A 16,984-nucleotide genomic window follows, 5' to 3' on the forward strand; every position below is an offset into this window, starting at 1 on the left:
CCTCTTTTGGAGGAATAATGCCAAGCAAACAAGAAGAAATTGAAGCCATTAAACTAAACATTATCAAATACCACTTAAGCAATTTCTGCAAACACAATTCACGCACATTAGGCTTATTATTTAAAGCCCTTATTCAATCTGAAAAAACAAATCACATCCAAAAGACAGCAAACCATACTACACCACCTAACACAAAAACTTCCCCTAAATCCTCCACCAAAAAAACTCAAACAAATCAAAATATCCCCAACAAAACTGATACAATACACTTAGAAGAGCTTAAATTAGATATACCTACACCCAAACCCCCATTAAATATAGAAGGCTAATAAATGCAAAGATTCCACATTGTTTTACACCAACCAAGAATCCCTCAAAATACCGGAAACATAGGGCGATTATGCTTTGCTAGTAACAGCATATTACACCTTATTTATCCATTAGGATTCCACCTAACCCAAAAAGAACTCAAACGCGCAGGAATGGATTATTGGCAACATTTAGAAGTATATGAATGGGAAAATCTAGAATCCTTTATGTCTTCCTCTTTATTAAATCTTCCCCATTTTTATCTCACTACAAAAACCCAAAAGCCTTACTATAATGCCAACTTATCCAAAGGTGCTTATCTCCATTTTGGACGCGAAGATGCAGGATTAGATACAAAGATACTTCAAGCCAAACAACAAGACTGCTATACAATCCCCATGCAAAATAATGCAAGAAGCTTAAATCTCGCAACAAGTGTTGGCATTGTGCTTTATGAAGGAATTAGACAAAGGGATTTTATTCCATTACAAGACGCATAAGCAACATTTCATTCCCTCTAATCATCTCCACTTGCTCACTTTTGCATAGCGGGCATTGAGTGTAACAAATCTCTACAATTTTGCTCTCTTGCTTGCAATTTTTACAAAAAATTTCCACCTCCACCTCTTCTATAAAAAGTTCTGCATTTTGACAGATTTCACCGACTTTAAATTCCTCAAAAGCCCTTTTAAATAAACTTGCATTAACTCCGCTACGCCTCCCAATTTGCACATACACTTCCATAATCTTGCTAGCCCCATTTTCTCTTGCAACCTGCCTACAATTTTCCAACAAAGATGACACAATAGAAAATTCATGCATTTTAAACCTCATTAAAAACTTGCTTAGAATTCAAAATTTAAAAATAAATTTTAGCTTGATAAGTGTAAAATAATGCTTTTATTTAAAAATAACTATCTATTAAGGCATTCTAAAATGAGGCATTTTCTTACATTAGCAGATTTTAGCAAAGAAGAAATTTTAGAGATTCTACAAATTGCTGCAACACTTAAAAAAGATTTAAAAGCAGGGAAAACAAGCAATCTTTTAGAAAAAAAGACTCTTGGAATGATTTTTGAAAAAAATTCTACAAGAACTCGAGTAAGCTTTGAAACAGGGATTTATCAACTAGGGGGACAAGGCATATTTCTCTCTAGCAATGACACACAACTTGGCAGAGGAGAGCCTATCAAAGATACCGCTAGGGTGCTTTCTTCTATGGTAGATTTAATTATGATGCGCACACACGAACATTCAAGATTAGAAGAATTTGCACATTACTCTAAAATCCCTGTTATTAATGGTTTGAGTGATAGCTTTCACCCTATGCAACTTCTAGCAGATTATCTCACTATGCAAGAATGCCAAAAAGATCAAAACCCCATTGTTGCTTACATTGGTGATGGCAATAATATGGCACACTCTTGGCTTATGCTTGCTGCAAAACTTGGCTTTGAACTTAGAATCGCCTCGCCAAAAGGATACGAAGTTTGTCAAAAAATTTTCCAAAAAGCTCAAGAATTTGCTAAAATTTCAGAAGCAAAGCTAATTTTGACACAAAACCCTCAAGAAGCTGTTTTAAATGCCGATGTTATCACAACAGACACTTGGGCTTCAATGGGACAAGAGAGAGAAAAAGAAACAAGAAAAAAAGCATTTGAAGGCTATTGTGTAGATAAAAATCTAATGAATCTATCCAAAAAAGATTCTATCTTTTTGCATTGTTTGCCAGCATACCGCGGACAAGAAGTCAGTGAAGAAGTATTAGAATCTACACAAAGTAAAATTTTTTTAGAAGCAGAAAATCGCTTACATGCACAAAAAGGAGTTATGGTTTGGCTACACCAAAACCGCTAATTAATCATACCAAACAAGATAATCTTGAAATTCTCAAACAAGCTATCATTGAAGCAAAAAATAATATAATCACACTTCCAACGCCTTTAGATAAAATCATCGATGAAGAATCTTTGCCTTATTGCTTCAAGGATTCAAATAATGAAGAATATTATCTACTCCCATCTCATATCATCAAAACGCTCTTAGAATCTGCCAAAAAACTTCAAAGAGATAGATATCTTTTTCAACTAGAGCAAGAAATTCACAAAAATATGCCCATTGATTTTGAAGATGTATGGTGCATTGCCATAAAAGAAATAGGCAAAAATTTCCAAAAAGATCCCAAGCGTCTTATTAAAAATATCCGAAAACGCTATCCTTATTTGTTTATAGATTTTCAAAACTTTAACCCACTTCAAAATCCTTTATAACTCCAAGGAATCTTTTATGCAAGAAATAGATTTTAAAAAATTCGCAAAATTCTCCAAACCCGGACCACGCTATACAAGCTATCCAACCGCTATTGAGTTTAGTGAAGCCTACACCTATGATTCTTATATTAATGATTTACAAAATGACACAAGCCCACTTTCTTTGTATATACATTTGCCTTTTTGTCGAAGTGCTTGCTACTTTTGTGGTTGCAATGTCATTTATACCAGCAAAGAAGAAAATAAAACTTTATATTTAGAATATCTCAAAAAAGAATTAGAGATTTTAAAAAACACTTTAAATTGTAATAAACAAGTCTATCAACTCCATTTTGGTGGTGGAACGCCAACCTTTTTTAATGCCAAAGAGCTTGAGATTCTAATTACAATGCTTAAAAACACTTTCCCAAACTTTGATAAAGAAGCAGAAATTGCCTGTGAAATTGATCCGCGATTTTTTACCAAAGAGCAAATGGAAGTTTTAAAAAATGGTGGTTTTAATCGCTTGAGTTTTGGGATTCAAGACTTCAATCCTAAAGTCCAAGAGGCTATCCATAGGATTCAACCTTTTGAGCTTGTAGAAAGTGCTATATCCACTGCTAGAGAATACGGAATCACTTCAATTAATTTTGATTTAATCTATGGACTTCCATATCAAACTTTAAAATCTTTTCAAGAAACACTCAAACAATGCCTAAACCTCAATCCAGACCGCTTTGCCATTTTTAATTACGCTCATGTGCCTTGGATTAAGAAAACTATGCGAAAAATTGATGAAACCACCCTGCCAACCCCAGAAGAAAAACTTAATATTCTAAAAACTACCATTCACACCTTGCAATCCTATGGCTACAAAATGATTGGAATGGATCATTTTGCAAAATCTAATGATGAACTCTTTAAATCCATACAAAAAGGGCAATTAAGACGAAATTTTCAAGGATACAGCACCAAAGGCGGAACGCAAACTATCGGCATAGGCTTAACCTCTATTGGAGAAGGGGTAGATTATTATGCACAAAACTATAAAGATTTACCCTCTTATCAAAATGCCATAGACAAAGGCATTTTACCCTTTTTCAAAGGAATTAAACTAAGCATTGATGATAAAATCAGAAAAGCAGTTATTATGCAGCTAATGAGCAATTTTCAATTAAATTTCAAAAATATTGAAGAGCAATTTAATATTTCTTTTGAAGATTATTTTAGAGATTCCCTAAAAGAACTCGAGATTTTTGAACAAGAAGATTTAATTACACTCTCAAAAGAAGGCATTAAAGTCAGTCAAACAGGCACTTTACTCATTCGCAATATTGCTATGGCATTTGATTCCTACCTCAAAAAAATTAATCCCACTCAAAATGTTTTTAGCAAAACAATTTAAGGTTGAAAATGGCACATTTTGAAAACTACAATTATCTTCAAACAAGCGATGCTTGCGTCAAATGTGGGAAATGTCTCCCAGATTGCACAATCTTCAACATCAATGGTGATGAAGCTACATCTCCACGGGGTTTTATTGACTTACTAGGCGCCTACCAAAGAAAAGAAATAGAACTCGATAAAAATGCAAAAGAAATTTTTGAAAAATGCTTTTTATGCACTACTTGTGTAAATGTTTGTCCAAATTCACTTCCAACAGATACACTCATTGAAAATATACGCTATGAACTTGCCCAAAAATATGGGATTACTTGGTTTAAAAGGCTCTTTTTCTTTCTCTTAAAACACAGAAAAATTATGGATTTAAGCATGAAAATGGGCTCTCTTTTTGCACCTTTGTTGTTTAAAAAAACCAGTGATAAATCTTCTATTAAGCCCCGTTTTAAACTGCCTTTTATTCACAATAGAATCTTTGGTGCAATCCAGTCAAAAAGCTTCCTAAATTCCCATAAAGAATATCTCATCTACAATAATAAGCCCCAAAAAGTCGCTATTTTTATTGGCTGTCTAAGCAATTATAATTATAAAAATGTGGGGGAATCTTTAATTTTTATTTTAGAAAAACTCGGGATTAACACTATGATACCCAAAAAACAAAAATGCTGTGGTGCTCCTGCATATTTCACGGGTGATTTTGAAAGCGTCAATCATCTCATCATAGAAAATATAGAATACTTTGAAAGCTTTATAGATGAAGTAGATGCGATTTTAGTGCCAGAGGCTACTTGTGCTGCAATGATTTTGGAAGATTGGGAAAAATTTATGGCAAAAAACCCCGCTTATCAAGAAAGAATCAAAAAACTCTTACCCAAAATTTATATGGCAACTCAATGGCTAAGCAACCACACAAATCTCAAAGAAAAACTCTCCTCTTTGCCATTTAACACCAAAGATACTTTCACCTATCATGATCCTTGCCACGCTAGAAAAGTGCTTAATATTTGGAAAGAGCCTCGCGAACTTCTTAATCAAAATTATTCCCTCATTGAAATGGAAGATTCAAATGCCTGCTGTGGATTTGGCGGAGTTACCATGCAAACCGAACGCTTTAACCTTGCTAGCAAAGTGGGACAAAAAAAGGCACAGATGATTGGCAAAACACAAGCAAAATATGTTGTAGCCGAGTGTAGTGCTTGTCGTATGCAACTTAGCAACGCCCTTCATCAAGAAAATATTAATACCACTTTTATACATCCATTAGAATTAATTTGCAAAGCCCTAAAAAATGATACTATGCAAATTTAGCTAAAATTAATGCTATATATTTTATAATCTTGCAATTTTAATTTATAAATCATTTTAAAAAGGAATTATTATGATTGGAAAAAATCTATCACTTAAGAATCAATTATTTATTGGTTTTGGTATCATCTTAGCATTTATCATTATAATTGCTATTACAGGTTATATAAAAATTAAATTTGTCAATGATACGCTCACAGAAATCAGCGAAATCAATTCAGTCAAACAACGCTATGCGATTAATTTTAGAGGTAGTGTGCATGATAGAGCCATTGCAATAAGAGATATTATTCTGCTTAATGACCCAAAAGATCTAGAAAATACTCTCAAAGAAATTAAAAACCTAGAAGATTTCTACCAAGATTCCGCAACAAAAATGGATGATATTTTTAAAAATCCAAATATGGTAGATTCTAAAGATAAAGAAATTCTAACACGCATTAAAGGAGTAGAACAATCTACTATGCCCTTAATCCTCAATATCATCGAACTCAAAGCTCAAGGGAATACTCCACAAGCTGAGGCTTTATTACTTAGCAAAGCAAGAAGTGCATTTGTAAATTGGCTTGATGTTATCAATGAATTTATCGACCATCAAGAAGCCAAAAATCAATCTCTCACTAATGTAGCAAGACAAGAGATTCAAAACTATCTTGATATTACAATTTGGTTAGCTGGAATCGCCTTTGTCATCGCTATTTTTATCGCTTCTTACATTACTCGCTTAATCATCTCTTCGCTTGGAGGCGAACCCAAAGAAGCTGTAAAAGTCGTCTTGAGTATTGCTAATGGAAATCTAAATACCCCTATTCAAACCAATTTTAAAGATAGTATGTTAGCCTCTGTAGAACAAATGCAAATCAAACTTAAAGAAATCGTTTCTGAAGTTGTGCATTCTTCAAAAGAACTCAATGAACATGCTAATGAAGTTGCAAAAAGCTCAGAAGAAGCCAAAGTATCTTCTTACCAACAACTTAGTAAATCAGAAGATTCCGTGAAAAAAATCCAGCAAGTCGTTGATGCAGTCAATCATGTTTCCAAAATTGCAAAACAAACAGAAGAAAACTCCGAATACACAACAACCCTTTCTAATAAAGGGATTGATGCTATGAAAACCACAATCAATGAGATAGAAAAAATCACACAAACCGTTTCTTCCTCATCAGAGCATATTCGAATGCTTGAAAAACATTCTCAAGAAATTAGTGGCAGTGCAGAACTCATCAAAGAAATTACAGACCAAACCAACCTACTTGCCCTAAACGCCGCTATTGAAGCAGCAAGAGCAGGTGAAGCAGGTAGAGGCTTTGCAGTTGTCGCAGATGAAATAAGAAAACTTGCAGAACGCACAGGTGTTGCGACTTCAGAAATTGCACGCATGATTGAAGTAATCCAAAACGAAACACAAACTGCCGTAGAAGCCATCCAAACTGCAGTCCCTCAAGTAGAAAAAGGAATGCAACTTGCCAATGAAGCTAGTGAGATACTTGACCAAATCAATTCCCAAGCAACCGATTCACTTAATAAAGCAAAAGAAGTAACCGATGCAGCACAAAATCAAGTAGAAAATATGGAAACACTAGCCAATGAACTTCAAGATATTTCAACAACATCAAGACACACCGCAAATTCTATGGAAAACAATACAGAATCTGCAAAAACACTCAAAGAGATTTCATCTATCCTAACCAATCACATTGAACATTTTAAAATTTAATAAATACCCTTTTATAAGGGTATTCAAAAGCTTTTATAGTATAATTTGATATTTTTTAATGGAAGGTAAAATTTGACTCATTGTGTTACTTTAATATTGCTAGGCGCTGGAGATAGCAATCGCTTTAAAAAATATAAAGTCCCCAAAAAACAATGGTTGCGAGTTGGAGATATTCCTCTTTGGCTTAAAGTCGCACAAGAAGTTAGTAATTATTACCCTTTCTCTAAACTTATCTTGAGTGCTAAAGAAGAAGAATTGCAATATATGCAAAAATATCTTGATTCCTTGGAGTTAAACTTTATTCTCACAAAGGGTGGCAGCACAAGACAAGAATCCCTCCAAAATGCGTTAATGGAAGTCAAAGAAGAATATGTTTTGGTTAGTGATATTGCGCGTTGCAACACTCCACAAAAAGTATTCCAAAATATCTTAGAGCAAATAAAAAATTTTGATTGTGTAGTGCCTTTTTTAAATATTCCAGATACCATTGCTTATGCAGATGACAAAACATTGCAATATCTCAAAAGAGAAAATCTCAAAATTATTCAAACTCCACAGCTTAGCAAAACAAATATCCTCAAACAAGCCCTACAAAAAGGCAATTTTACCGATGAAAGCAGTGCAATTGCAAATTTTGGTGGCAGCATTGGTTTTGTTCAAGGATCCCCTAAGGCAAGAAAAATCACTTTTATTGATGATTTGGATTCTATGCAATTACCTCCACCTAGCACAAAAACCATCATCGGAAATGGTAGCGATATTCATGCTCTAAAAAGCGGAAATGGCATTATTTTGGGTGGCATTAATATTCCATGTGATTTTGAACTTATCGCACATAGCGATGGGGATGTCTGTTTGCATGCTATTAGCGATGCTATTTTGGGTGGCATTGGTGCTGGTGATATTGGTGAGTGGTTCCCTGATAATAATAATGCTTACAAAAATGCAGATTCTGCACTATTGCTAAAAAAAATTGTTGATTTTAGCATTAATGTGGGTTATCAAATCACACAAGCGGATATTACTATTTTTGCCCAAAAACCAAAACTTTCGCCCTATAAAAATGCTATGGAAAAGCGAATCTCAGAAATTTTAGAAATCCCACTTTTTTCTGTCAACGTAAAAGCCACAACAACAGAGCATTTGGGATTTATTGGGAGAGGAGAAGGGATTATGGTGCAAGCAACTCTCACTCTAACATATTTTGATTGGAAAAACTATCACTTCAAATAAGGGGTTTTATGGAAATTTTAATTATAGAAAATGAAATCTATTTGGCTCAAAGCATTTCTTCCAAACTAAGCCATTTTGGCTTTAACTGCGAGATTATACCTAGTATGCAAGAAGCTTTAGAATACGATAATGCGGATATAATTTTATTATCTACTAATATTTCTGGACAAAATTTTTATCCTTTAATTGAAAAGTTCAAAAATTCAATTATTATCTTGATGATTCCCTATATCAATGATGAAACCGTAACGCGTCCTTTGCAAGCTGGTGCAAGCGACTATATTGTTAAGCCTTTTATGATTGATGAATTGATTAGAAAAATCAAACAACACACGATTTTTAAACAAACCCAAAAAGAAATTGCATTTTATAGAGATTATTTTTGCAATTCCTTACTTACTCCCTCATACCAAATCAATACAAAAATTTCCTTTCCTCTTATTATCAAAAGCATATCCCAAAAAGCCATTGATATGTGTGTGGTAAATTACACAATCCACAAAAAATTGCAAATCAACTTCATATCGCTTTACAAAAACAAAAATTATCAAGAATCCCTCAAACATTTACCCAAACAACAATTAACTTACATCATTGGCTTTGAAATACTCCAAAAATCAGAAAAAGAAGAATGTATCAAAATGCTCAAAAACACTCCTGCTATACTCTCTTGTCTAGGCGGAGAAACCGATGATTTTTCAAATGTCTATGAGCTCCAAGTGCAAGAAATCTCACAAGGTTTTCAAGATATTTTAAGTATTGATGAATATGTCAAAACAATGATATTAAAATTTGAAAACAAATATCCAGATACCGAACTTAGCAAGAAGCTAGGAATGTCAAGAAAAAGTTTATGGGAAAAAAGAAAAAAATATGGAATCACAAAGAAAAAATAAATCCTTATTCATTGACAAAGAAGCTCTCTTTGCCTTAATGCTGTGTAAAGAGGGATTGCTCTATCCGCTTACCCATCTTATGAATCAGCAAGAAATGGAAGAGGTAGATAAAAATGGTTTATACAATTCCCAAACCTTTCCTTTTTCCTTTATCCTTGCACCCTCTGGAAAACGCAATCAAGAAGTTATTCAAAATCTCAAAAAAGGCGAAGTCGTTGATCTTGTTTATAATTATGAAATCTGTGGGCAGCTTATTACTGATTCCATCTTCCCTATTGACAAAAAACAGCGACTTTTTAAAATTATGAGTGGAGATATCTATTCTCAAAAAGCAAAAAACATTTATAATAGGCTTGGAAATTTTGCTATATGCGGAGATTACACCCTCTATATCAAAGATAATTTATTTGCCGACAGAATCTCCAAAGAAAAAATTCTACATGCCAAAAAAAATCTCCAAACACAAAATGCTACCTCTATAGTCCTAGATGCTTCGCCTGTAACTAGAATCCACGAGCGTATCTTCCGCCTAATTTTAGAAGAAGATACCCTGCTTGTTTTATTGCTACTACGCAAGCAAAATGAAGATATACTTAGCTTTGAGATTAGAAAGCAATGTTTGGAATATATTATTGAAAACTTTTTGCCAAAAAATAGAATTATCATTTTCCCTCTTGATGACATTTATCTTTTTGCAGGAGCACACGGCATTTTACTTGATGCTATTTTGTCTCAAAATTTAGGTTGCAATAAAATGGTAATTGGAGAAACTTACCCCAACCTTGCCATTTATTATGACAAACAAAAAATCTACTCCATTTTTGACACCACAAAAGATATTAAAATCAAAATTCAACTTTTAAGTGAATTTGTTTATTGTCAGCAATGTAGCACTATTGTTAGCATCAAAACTTGCCCTCATGGCAAACATCATCACATCAATTATCACTCAAGATTCATTCAAGGCATCTTGCAATCTGGTTTAATTCCACCGACAATTTTAGTTAGGAAAGAAATTTCTGCAAAAATCCTTTCTCATCTTTTTCCCAACCGCTTTAACACACTCATCAAACAATTTGGAACAATGTTTGCAGAAAGCGGGATTATCAGCGAACAAAGCGAAGAAGATTTTTATATCAAGCTTGCAAATCTCTATAAAACACATTCATTAAATTAGGATTCTTATGAAAAACAAAAATTTCTTTTTAGATTTTAAAGACACAAAAGATTTTATCCAAAAAATGTATCTAACACTCTTTTTTAGCGGCTTAAGCCCAAAAGCACCGGGGACAATTGGGACCATTGTAGCACTTCCATTTGGGTGGGCAATTTCTTATTATATTGCTCCAAGCACACTTCTTTTGCTGGCACTTCTGCTAGGGGCAATTGGGATAAAGATTATCGATAATTACGAAAAACAAGGCTTATCGCACGATAGAAAAGAAATCGTTATTGATGAACTTGCTGGCGTTTGGATTAGCATTGCTATGATTGGTCATAGTTTATTTGCCCTATTTCTCTCTTTTATTCTATTTAGAATCTTTGATATTTGGAAGCCCTCTATCATCCATCGAGTAGATAAAAATGTAAAGGGGGGTTTGGGGGTTATTGGCGATGATTTATTGGCTGGTTTTTTTGCTGGGATATTAGGCTTGATTATCCTAAAAGCTCTTTATTATTTCCCTTCTTTGTATTCGTTTTTAAATATTTGATTTTTTGGGACAATTAAAAATAAAATTGCCTCCAAAATTATAAAACACACAACAAACAATAAAAAATATTCTATTTGCTTATACATTTCTTTTAATTGATTTTGTGCATAAAATTGCTGACTCAAAGTTGCCAACTCCAAACTAGCCAACAACCCATTATCCCCCTCCAAACCATTCAATAATTCCTGATTATTGACCAAAATTTCACTGACATTATTAATAAAGAAAATTTTATTAGCGCTATTCAAAAAATTCTCCATTTTTACAGAGAGATTCCCACTCCCAAAATAAATATCATCAAGTGTAGAATTTTTATAATTTGTTACCACCATAGAAACAACGAAATTTTGCAAAATGCTATGGATATTTGTCAATTGACTAATGCACGAACGCAACTCTGCAATTTCTTCATGATTATTGTGTTTCAAAATATAATTCGTTGAAACTACTTGGGATAAAAACACTATTCGTTGAGCCAATACCCTCTGCTTACCACTAATATTGACATAATACACTAAAGTTTCTTGAGTTTTAAACACTTCCTTAATAGAAGAGTAGCAATAAAATACTCCCACTCCCAAACAAAAAAGCAAAATAATATGCAAAATAAGCAATCCCCTTTTCAAAACAATACCCAAAAAATGCCCCTTAAATTAATTGGGTTATTGTATCAATCTTAAAAAAAAATATCAATAAAATATGTTAAAATTACTCTTAAATTACACAAAGGAATGATATGCCAAAATCCCATTTACTCATTGCGATTTTTGCCATAGGAAGCATTTTGATTACCTCCTGTAGCCAAAAACAACAAAATTCCATCGCAACCATCACAACCCAAAAAATCTGCACAACCCCTATTGTCTCTTATCAAATAAACTCTATCTCTGCAGGACAATTTAATGACCTACAAATCACAAATGAGCAAATTTTGCCATCATTGAAAAATGCACTCCAACAAACCAACTGCTTTATTGAAAGCAATAATAATCCTCTTTATAACTTAAAGCTTGTTTATGGTAGCATTGCGACAAAAAACACACAGGGCGGTTTTTGGAGTTCCACCTCAAAAGATTCTGCTATTATAGAACTTCAAATCGCTTTTACAGATAAAAACGAAGAAAGAATCTTCACCTCCAAAGCCTTTTTTGAAAATACAAAAGATCATTATTTAGGCTTAGGCGATTCCTCCAAATTACAACCCCAGCACATTCAAGACACTCTCTTAAATGCAATCCACTCCATTGCCAATCAAGCAGCACAAAATTTTATGGGCTTTTAATCCTCCCATAAAATCACAGAATATCTATCCCAATTAACCCATAGACCCAATACAAGATTCCATCGACTAATACACTAGAAAAACACACATACAAAACCGCAATCCCAACAACTATTTTTAAAGGCAAAGTTGCATTTTGCAAATAAATTGAGCTATTTTGCACAATAGGTTCTCTCAAAAACATATACACAATCAGCTTCAAATAATAATACGCCGCAATAGCACTATTAATAGCCATTACGACTGCCAAAAACAAATAGCCATTATTGACAGCCGCACTCATCAAATACACTTTCCCCCAAAAGACAGAAAAAGGCGGAATCCCAGCAAGAGATAGCATAAATATTCCAATAATAACAGCCACTAGAGGGGAAAGCTTCACAAGCCCAGAGAATTTCTCATAAGAATGATCATAGCGTTTATCCCAAATTTGCTCTTTTGTTCGCGAAATCCACAGCATTGCAAAAATACCAAGATTTGTAAATAAAAATAAAATCCAATACATAAAAAGAGCACTAAATGCCTGCATTCCTCCGATTAAAATCATACTAAAAGCAAATCCAGCGTGAGAAATCGAGCTATATGCCAACATTCTCTTAACATCTCTTTGAACGAGCGCTACAAGATTTGGCAAAGTAATTGTAATAACAATCAACAAATAAAAAACATTATGAACCCAAACAATATCCATAAAAACACTAAAGATTCGGATAGCAACTACCAATGCGGCAATTTTTGGGACAATTGACATAAATCCTGCCAAAAATGAATTAGAGCCTTCATAAACATCGGGAGTCCAAGTATGAAAAGGCACAAGCGAAACTTTAAATCCAATTGCAACAACCATAAATACAACTGCCCCCAACACCAAATAAGAAGGTTGAAAATTATTTTGCTCTAAAACAATTTTGATATTTTGTATATCTAAATGCCCACTTGCAGCATACAAAAGCATCGCTCCAAATGCAAAACAAGCCGCAGAAAGAGACCCCATCGTAAAATATTTAATAGCTGCTTCAAAAGAAGTTTTTCGATTATGCATTGCAATAAGGGTATAAAGTGCCAAAGATGCAGTTTCAAGCCCCAAAAAAATCACAATTAAATGATCACTGCTTACCATAAATTGGAATCCTACACACATAAATAAAAAAAGTGAGTAATATTCAGCATATTGAAATTCATGGAATTTATTATAACTCAATGTCAATGGTAAAAATAAGATTGCTGCTACTAGAATGATTGTCTGTGCTAATATTGACATTCCATCAATCAAAATTAAATCAAAAAATGCCCTATAATACCCCTCAAATAATACGACATATCCCAAATCCATTAACAAAAACAAAATTGCAAGCATTGCATAAAACTGCTTATTGATTTTTGCTATACATAAATCTGCTACTAAAATTATAATTGCACCCGCTATTGCAATTAGCATTGGAATAATGCTAAAAAAATTCAAACTCTCCAAAGAAATACGAAAAACTTCCAACATTATTTATCCTCCAACTTTAAAGGATTCTCTAAATTTTCTAATTTAAAAAATACTTTTACCTCATCTGTATCAATGTGTGAATACATGATAGAAAACATATTTTCTACACCTTTATTAATTGGCTCTAAAATAGGTTTTGGATACACTCCAAGCCAAATTACAATCACAACAAGAGGCAATAAAGCACTTAATTCACGAGAATCTAAGTCTTTTAGTTTCCTATTTTCATCATTTTGTAATTGTCCATAAAATACCCTTTTATACAAATGCAACATATAAATTGCACCCACAATAATACTAAGTCCAGCAATCCCAGCTGCAATAGGAGAAACTTCAAAAAAACCAAGCAAAGACAAAAACTCTCCCACAAACCCCATTGTCAGTGGCAATCCAGCAGATGCCATCATCATAATCCCAAAAATCACCGCATAATTTGGCATTACTTTTGCCAATCCGCCAAACTCGCTAATTAGTTTTGTATGACGCCTATCATAAATCACCCCAACAAGCATAAAAAGTGCTCCACTAATAACACCATGGCTCAACATAAAAAAAACAGAGCCTGTTACTCCCTCCAAATTCAATGCAAAAATCCCTATCATAATTACACCCATATGCGAAATAGAGCTATAAGCAATTACCTGCTTCATATCTTCTTGTGCAAAAGCAACCATTGCCCCATAAACAATCATAATAAGGGCTAAAATCACTATAGGCACAAGCAGGGCTACACTTGCATCAGGGAATAAAGGCAGAGAAAACCTTACAAAGCCATAAGTCCCCATTTTCAAAAGCACTGCTGCTAAAACAACCGAACCAATTGTAGGTGCTTGTCCATGGGCATAAGGCAACCAAGTATGGAAAGGAAACATCGGCACCTTCACTGCCAAACCGCAAAAAAATGCAAGGAATAACCAAATTTGAATATCTTTTGGAATCGCTTCTAAACTATACCAATCCAACAAAGAAAAAGTCCAAACTCCACTTACTTCAAAATAATAATAAGCCAAAAATAAAATCCCAACAAGCATAATCAAAGAACCAAAGAAAGTGTATAAGAAAAACTTTATGGCTGCATATATTCTATTTCCACTCCCCCAAGCACCAATAATATAAAGCATCGGCACCAAAGAAAGCTCCCAAAAAATATAAAACAAAATTACATCCAAAGCACAAAATACGCCAATCATAATACTTTCAAGGCACAAAAGAGAAATTACTAGCTTTTTAATTTCTCTTTGTTCATTCAAATAAACAAAACCCAAAAAGCTAATTAATGCACTCAAAATAATCAAAAATAGTGAAATACCATCAACCCCTACAAGATAATTTACCCCAAAATTAGCAACCAAAGGGAAAGAAACGATAAATTGATAACCATCTACATTTTTATCAAAAAAAATCCACAAAAACAATGACAAGATCAATTCAATCACACCAATAATAATTCCATAAGCCCTAAGATTTTCTTTGATTCCAATTGCCAATAAAGCACCAAAAAATGGAAATAAAATTAGCAGTGTTAAAATATGATCCATACGCCCTCCCGATAAATAAATACAAGCAACAATAAAAACACCAAACCAAAAAACATAATTTGCAACATTTTAGAAAGATTCCCGCTTTGAATCCACTTCAATTTCTCTCCACTATCACTCAACATATAAGCAATTTTATCCACAATAAAATCGATTATTTTTTTATCTATACAAAGCCAACACATTTTAGACAATCGCTGATAATTCCTAATAAAAATACATTCATAAACCTTAGGAATATAATATTGATTAACTAGCAACCTATAAAAAAGATTCTTCTCCCATTTTTTAGAGAATCCACCTTTGGAATATTTCCATACTGCAAAGAAAATCCCACTCAAAGCCACACAAGAAGTGATTCCAATGAGAATCCAAACTATTTTTGCACTCAAATTAGCACTAAATTCAGGCAATGTTTGCATTACAAAATGATGAAAAAATGGCTCAAAAAATCCACCAAATACCGCTAAAATTCCAAGTGGCAACATTGCATAAAGCATAAAAGAATAAGCCTCATGAGGATGTTCTTGATGTTTTTTCTCTCCAAAAAATACAAGCATAATTAATCTAAAGCTATAAAATGCTGTTAAAAATGCCCCAAACAATAACATCCCCCAAAGCACATAAGCTCTGCTCCCAAAAGCAGCTTCTAAAATTTTATCTTTAGAAAAAAATCCAGAGAATGGGTAAATTCCCGCTAAAGCTATGGAGGCTAGAATCATCAAAATTGCAGTGTATTTAAGCGGTTTATACAATGCCCCCATTTTAGTAATGTCCAATTTATCATTCATTGCATGCATTACATTCCCAGCTCCCAAAAATAACAAAGATTTAAAAAACGCATGCGTTGCTAGATGAAATAATGCAATCCAATAAGCACCAAGCCCAGCAGCAACAAACATATACCCAAGTTGAGAGAGCGTAGAATATGCAATAATGCGTTTTAAATCCCTATTTACCAAAGCCATACTTGCAGCAAAAACTGCGACAAATGCCCCCAAAACAGAGATTCCAAAACCAACTTCAGGGATTATTGAATACAAGGGATTTGCCCTTATTACCAAATACACACCAGCAGTTACCATTGTAGCAGCATGAATCAATGCAGAAACAGGCGTTGGTCCCTCCATTGCATCAGCAAGCCAAGTATGTAATGGAAACTGCGCACTTTTTCCCATTGCTCCTACAAACAACAAAATTCCAATTGCAATTAAAATACCTTTGGGAGCTTCATACACACTACTTAAAACTACTTCATAGCTCAAAGTTCCAAACACCCAATAAATCAAGAAGATTCCAAGCAACAATCCAAGATCTGCAATACGATTCATCACAAAAGCTTCATTAGCAGCAAATGAGGCAGAATCCCTTTCATACCAAAATCCTATCAACATCCATGAACAAAGCCCAACACCTTCCCAACCAATGAATAATCCAGCAAAATTATCACTCATCACCAAAATCAACATTGAAAATACAAATGCACTCAAATACACAAAAAAGCGATTAAAGTTTTTATCATTATTCATATAGCCAATAGAATAAATATGCACACACAAAGACACAAGAGTCACTACAAACACCATTGTAGCACTAACACTATCAATTAAGAAACCAAAAGGAATATAAAGCCTTCCAGCCCCTATCCAATCCATCATTACAACTTCTAATACCCCACCTTGATAAGCATAAACCAAAAGCAATACTGATGCAACAAAAGACACAAACAACATCAAAGAAGCAAAAACTCCAACAAAAAGAAACTTCCTCTTCGCACCAAAAGGTATCCCAAAAACAGAACCAATTAATGGGGCAAATAAAGCCGTGTATAAAATAACTTCCACTCT

Annotated in this window: 17 protein-coding genes; 12 read left to right on the top strand and 5 right to left on the bottom strand. The window is 33.7% G+C overall.

The genetic code is table 11. The features are described from left to right. The first annotated feature begins 17 nt into the window (after positions 1-17). Positions 18-329: a hypothetical protein gene (locus tag JJQ98_RS01530; RefSeq protein WP_151104647.1), complete on the top strand. Its 312-nt coding sequence runs from the start codon at positions 18-20 to the stop codon at positions 327-329. A gap of 3 nt (positions 330-332) precedes the next feature. Continuing rightward, positions 333-809, top strand: coding sequence for a tRNA (cytidine(34)-2'-O)-methyltransferase (locus tag JJQ98_RS01535; protein ID WP_005020855.1), 477 nt, complete (start codon positions 333-335; stop codon positions 807-809). On the opposite strand, the gene JJQ98_RS01540 is transcribed toward JJQ98_RS01535, so the two are convergent. After that, positions 787-1,131, bottom strand: a complete 345-nt coding sequence (locus JJQ98_RS01540) for a hydrogenase maturation nickel metallochaperone HypA/HybF (protein ID WP_005020854.1) — start codon at positions 1,129-1,131, stop codon at positions 787-789. The two genes, JJQ98_RS01535 and JJQ98_RS01540, sit on opposite strands and share 23 nt — an antisense overlap. A 114-nt stretch (positions 1,132-1,245) precedes the next feature. Here JJQ98_RS01540 and argF point away from each other — a divergent pair, with 114 nt between their 5' ends. The 9 genes from argF to JJQ98_RS01585 all read left to right on the top strand — a co-directional run bounded on the left by argF (position 1,246) and on the right by JJQ98_RS01585 (position 10,822). After that, positions 1,246-2,166 carry an ornithine carbamoyltransferase gene (gene argF / locus JJQ98_RS01545; RefSeq protein WP_151104648.1) on the top strand — a complete coding sequence of 307 codons (921 nt, stop codon included), beginning with the start codon at positions 1,246-1,248 and terminating at the stop codon, positions 2,164-2,166. Further along, the gene (locus tag JJQ98_RS01550; protein ID WP_151104649.1) at positions 2,145-2,579 is read left to right on the top strand and encodes a DUF2603 domain-containing protein; all 435 of its coding nucleotides are present in this window, start codon (positions 2,145-2,147) and stop codon (positions 2,577-2,579) included. Before argF ends, JJQ98_RS01550 begins: the two co-directional genes overlap by 22 nt. A gap of 16 nt (positions 2,580-2,595) precedes the next feature. Next, entirely contained in the window at positions 2,596-3,963 is a 1,368-nt protein-coding gene (hemN, locus tag JJQ98_RS01555) for an oxygen-independent coproporphyrinogen III oxidase (RefSeq protein ID WP_065828280.1), read from the top strand. Positions 3,964-3,971: 8 nt separating this feature from the next. After that, complete coding sequence (locus JJQ98_RS01560) at positions 3,972-5,267, top strand: (Fe-S)-binding protein (protein ID WP_005020848.1); 1,296 nt, start codon at positions 3,972-3,974, stop codon at positions 5,265-5,267. Between the two features lie 70 nt (positions 5,268-5,337). Beyond that, the gene (locus JJQ98_RS01565) at positions 5,338-6,981 is read left to right on the top strand and encodes a methyl-accepting chemotaxis protein (protein ID WP_054194835.1); all 1,644 of its coding nucleotides are present in this window, start codon (positions 5,338-5,340) and stop codon (positions 6,979-6,981) included. A 72-nt stretch (positions 6,982-7,053) separates the two neighbouring features. Further along, complete coding sequence (locus tag JJQ98_RS01570) at positions 7,054-8,214, top strand: bifunctional 2-C-methyl-D-erythritol 4-phosphate cytidylyltransferase/2-C-methyl-D-erythritol 2,4-cyclodiphosphate synthase (protein WP_151104650.1); 1,161 nt, start codon at positions 7,054-7,056, stop codon at positions 8,212-8,214. 8 nt (positions 8,215-8,222) lie between these two features. Then, positions 8,223-9,110: a response regulator gene (locus JJQ98_RS01575; protein ID WP_005020845.1), complete on the top strand. Its 888-nt coding sequence runs from the start codon at positions 8,223-8,225 to the stop codon at positions 9,108-9,110. Next, positions 9,088-10,287: a sulfate adenylyltransferase gene (locus JJQ98_RS01580; protein WP_005020844.1), complete on the top strand. Its 1,200-nt coding sequence runs from the start codon at positions 9,088-9,090 to the stop codon at positions 10,285-10,287. Before JJQ98_RS01575 ends, JJQ98_RS01580 begins: the two co-directional genes overlap by 23 nt. Positions 10,288-10,294: 7 nt before the next feature. After that, entirely contained in the window at positions 10,295-10,822 is a 528-nt protein-coding gene (locus JJQ98_RS01585; RefSeq protein WP_065829743.1) for a phosphatidylglycerophosphatase A family protein, read from the top strand. Here the strand turns inward: JJQ98_RS01585 and JJQ98_RS01590 are convergent. Next, positions 10,786-11,460, bottom strand: a complete 675-nt coding sequence (locus JJQ98_RS01590; protein WP_005020841.1) for a hypothetical protein — start codon at positions 11,458-11,460, stop codon at positions 10,786-10,788. The genes JJQ98_RS01585 and JJQ98_RS01590 overlap by 37 nt on opposite strands. Before the next feature lie 98 nt (positions 11,461-11,558). On the opposite strand from JJQ98_RS01590, the gene JJQ98_RS01595 reads away from it, so the two are divergent. Beyond that, positions 11,559-12,104, top strand: coding sequence for a hypothetical protein (locus tag JJQ98_RS01595; RefSeq protein WP_065830794.1), 546 nt, complete (start codon positions 11,559-11,561; stop codon positions 12,102-12,104). A gap of 13 nt (positions 12,105-12,117) precedes the next feature. Here the strand turns inward: JJQ98_RS01595 and nuoN are convergent, their stop codons facing one another. From nuoN to nuoL, 3 genes are read right to left on the bottom strand one after another with little or no spacing between them, the layout of a single operon-like run. Beyond that, entirely contained in the window at positions 12,118-13,599 is a 1,482-nt protein-coding gene (gene nuoN, locus JJQ98_RS01600; protein ID WP_054197671.1) for an NADH-quinone oxidoreductase subunit NuoN, read from the bottom strand. Continuing rightward, positions 13,599-15,137 carry an NADH-quinone oxidoreductase subunit M gene (locus JJQ98_RS01605; protein ID WP_151104651.1) on the bottom strand — a complete coding sequence of 513 codons (1,539 nt, stop codon included), beginning with the start codon at positions 15,135-15,137 and terminating at the stop codon, positions 13,599-13,601. The genes nuoN and JJQ98_RS01605 overlap by 1 nt, the downstream gene beginning before the upstream one ends. Further along, a complete protein-coding gene (gene nuoL, locus JJQ98_RS01610) occupies positions 15,122-16,981 on the bottom strand; it encodes an NADH-quinone oxidoreductase subunit L (protein ID WP_151104652.1) in 1,860 nt (619 codons plus the stop codon). Before nuoL ends, JJQ98_RS01605 begins: the two co-directional genes overlap by 16 nt. Between the last annotated feature and the right edge of the window lie 3 nt (positions 16,982-16,984).

Source organism: Helicobacter pullorum NCTC 12824 (assembly GCF_017979475.1).
GTDB lineage: Bacteria > Campylobacterota > Campylobacteria > Campylobacterales > Helicobacteraceae > Helicobacter_D > Helicobacter_D pullorum.

What these genes read in the sequence shown, in the direction of transcription:
- JJQ98_RS01530 (WP_151104647.1), top strand. Translation starts at nt 18, where the DNA reads ATGCCAAGCAAACAAGAAGAAATTGAAGCCATTAAACTAAACATTATC.
- JJQ98_RS01535 (WP_005020855.1), top strand. Translation starts at nt 333, where the DNA reads ATGCAAAGATTCCACATTGTTTTACACCAACCAAGAATCCCTCAAAAT.
- JJQ98_RS01540 (WP_005020854.1), bottom strand. Translation starts at nt 1,131, where the DNA reads ATGCATGAATTTTCTATTGTGTCATCTTTGTTGGAAAATTGTAGGCAG.
- argF (WP_151104648.1), top strand. Translation starts at nt 1,246, where the DNA reads ATGAGGCATTTTCTTACATTAGCAGATTTTAGCAAAGAAGAAATTTTA.
- hemN (WP_065828280.1), top strand. Translation starts at nt 2,596, where the DNA reads ATGCAAGAAATAGATTTTAAAAAATTCGCAAAATTCTCCAAACCCGGA.
- JJQ98_RS01560 (WP_005020848.1), top strand. Translation starts at nt 3,972, where the DNA reads ATGGCACATTTTGAAAACTACAATTATCTTCAAACAAGCGATGCTTGC.
- JJQ98_RS01565 (WP_054194835.1), top strand. Translation starts at nt 5,338, where the DNA reads ATGATTGGAAAAAATCTATCACTTAAGAATCAATTATTTATTGGTTTT.
- JJQ98_RS01575 (WP_005020845.1), top strand. Translation starts at nt 8,223, where the DNA reads ATGGAAATTTTAATTATAGAAAATGAAATCTATTTGGCTCAAAGCATT.
- JJQ98_RS01580 (WP_005020844.1), top strand. Translation starts at nt 9,088, where the DNA reads ATGGAATCACAAAGAAAAAATAAATCCTTATTCATTGACAAAGAAGCT.
- JJQ98_RS01585 (WP_065829743.1), top strand. Translation starts at nt 10,295, where the DNA reads ATGAAAAACAAAAATTTCTTTTTAGATTTTAAAGACACAAAAGATTTT.
- JJQ98_RS01595 (WP_065830794.1), top strand. Translation starts at nt 11,559, where the DNA reads ATGCCAAAATCCCATTTACTCATTGCGATTTTTGCCATAGGAAGCATT.
- nuoN (WP_054197671.1), bottom strand. Translation starts at nt 13,599, where the DNA reads ATGTTGGAAGTTTTTCGTATTTCTTTGGAGAGTTTGAATTTTTTTAGC.
- JJQ98_RS01605 (WP_151104651.1), bottom strand. Translation starts at nt 15,137, where the DNA reads ATGGATCATATTTTAACACTGCTAATTTTATTTCCATTTTTTGGTGCT.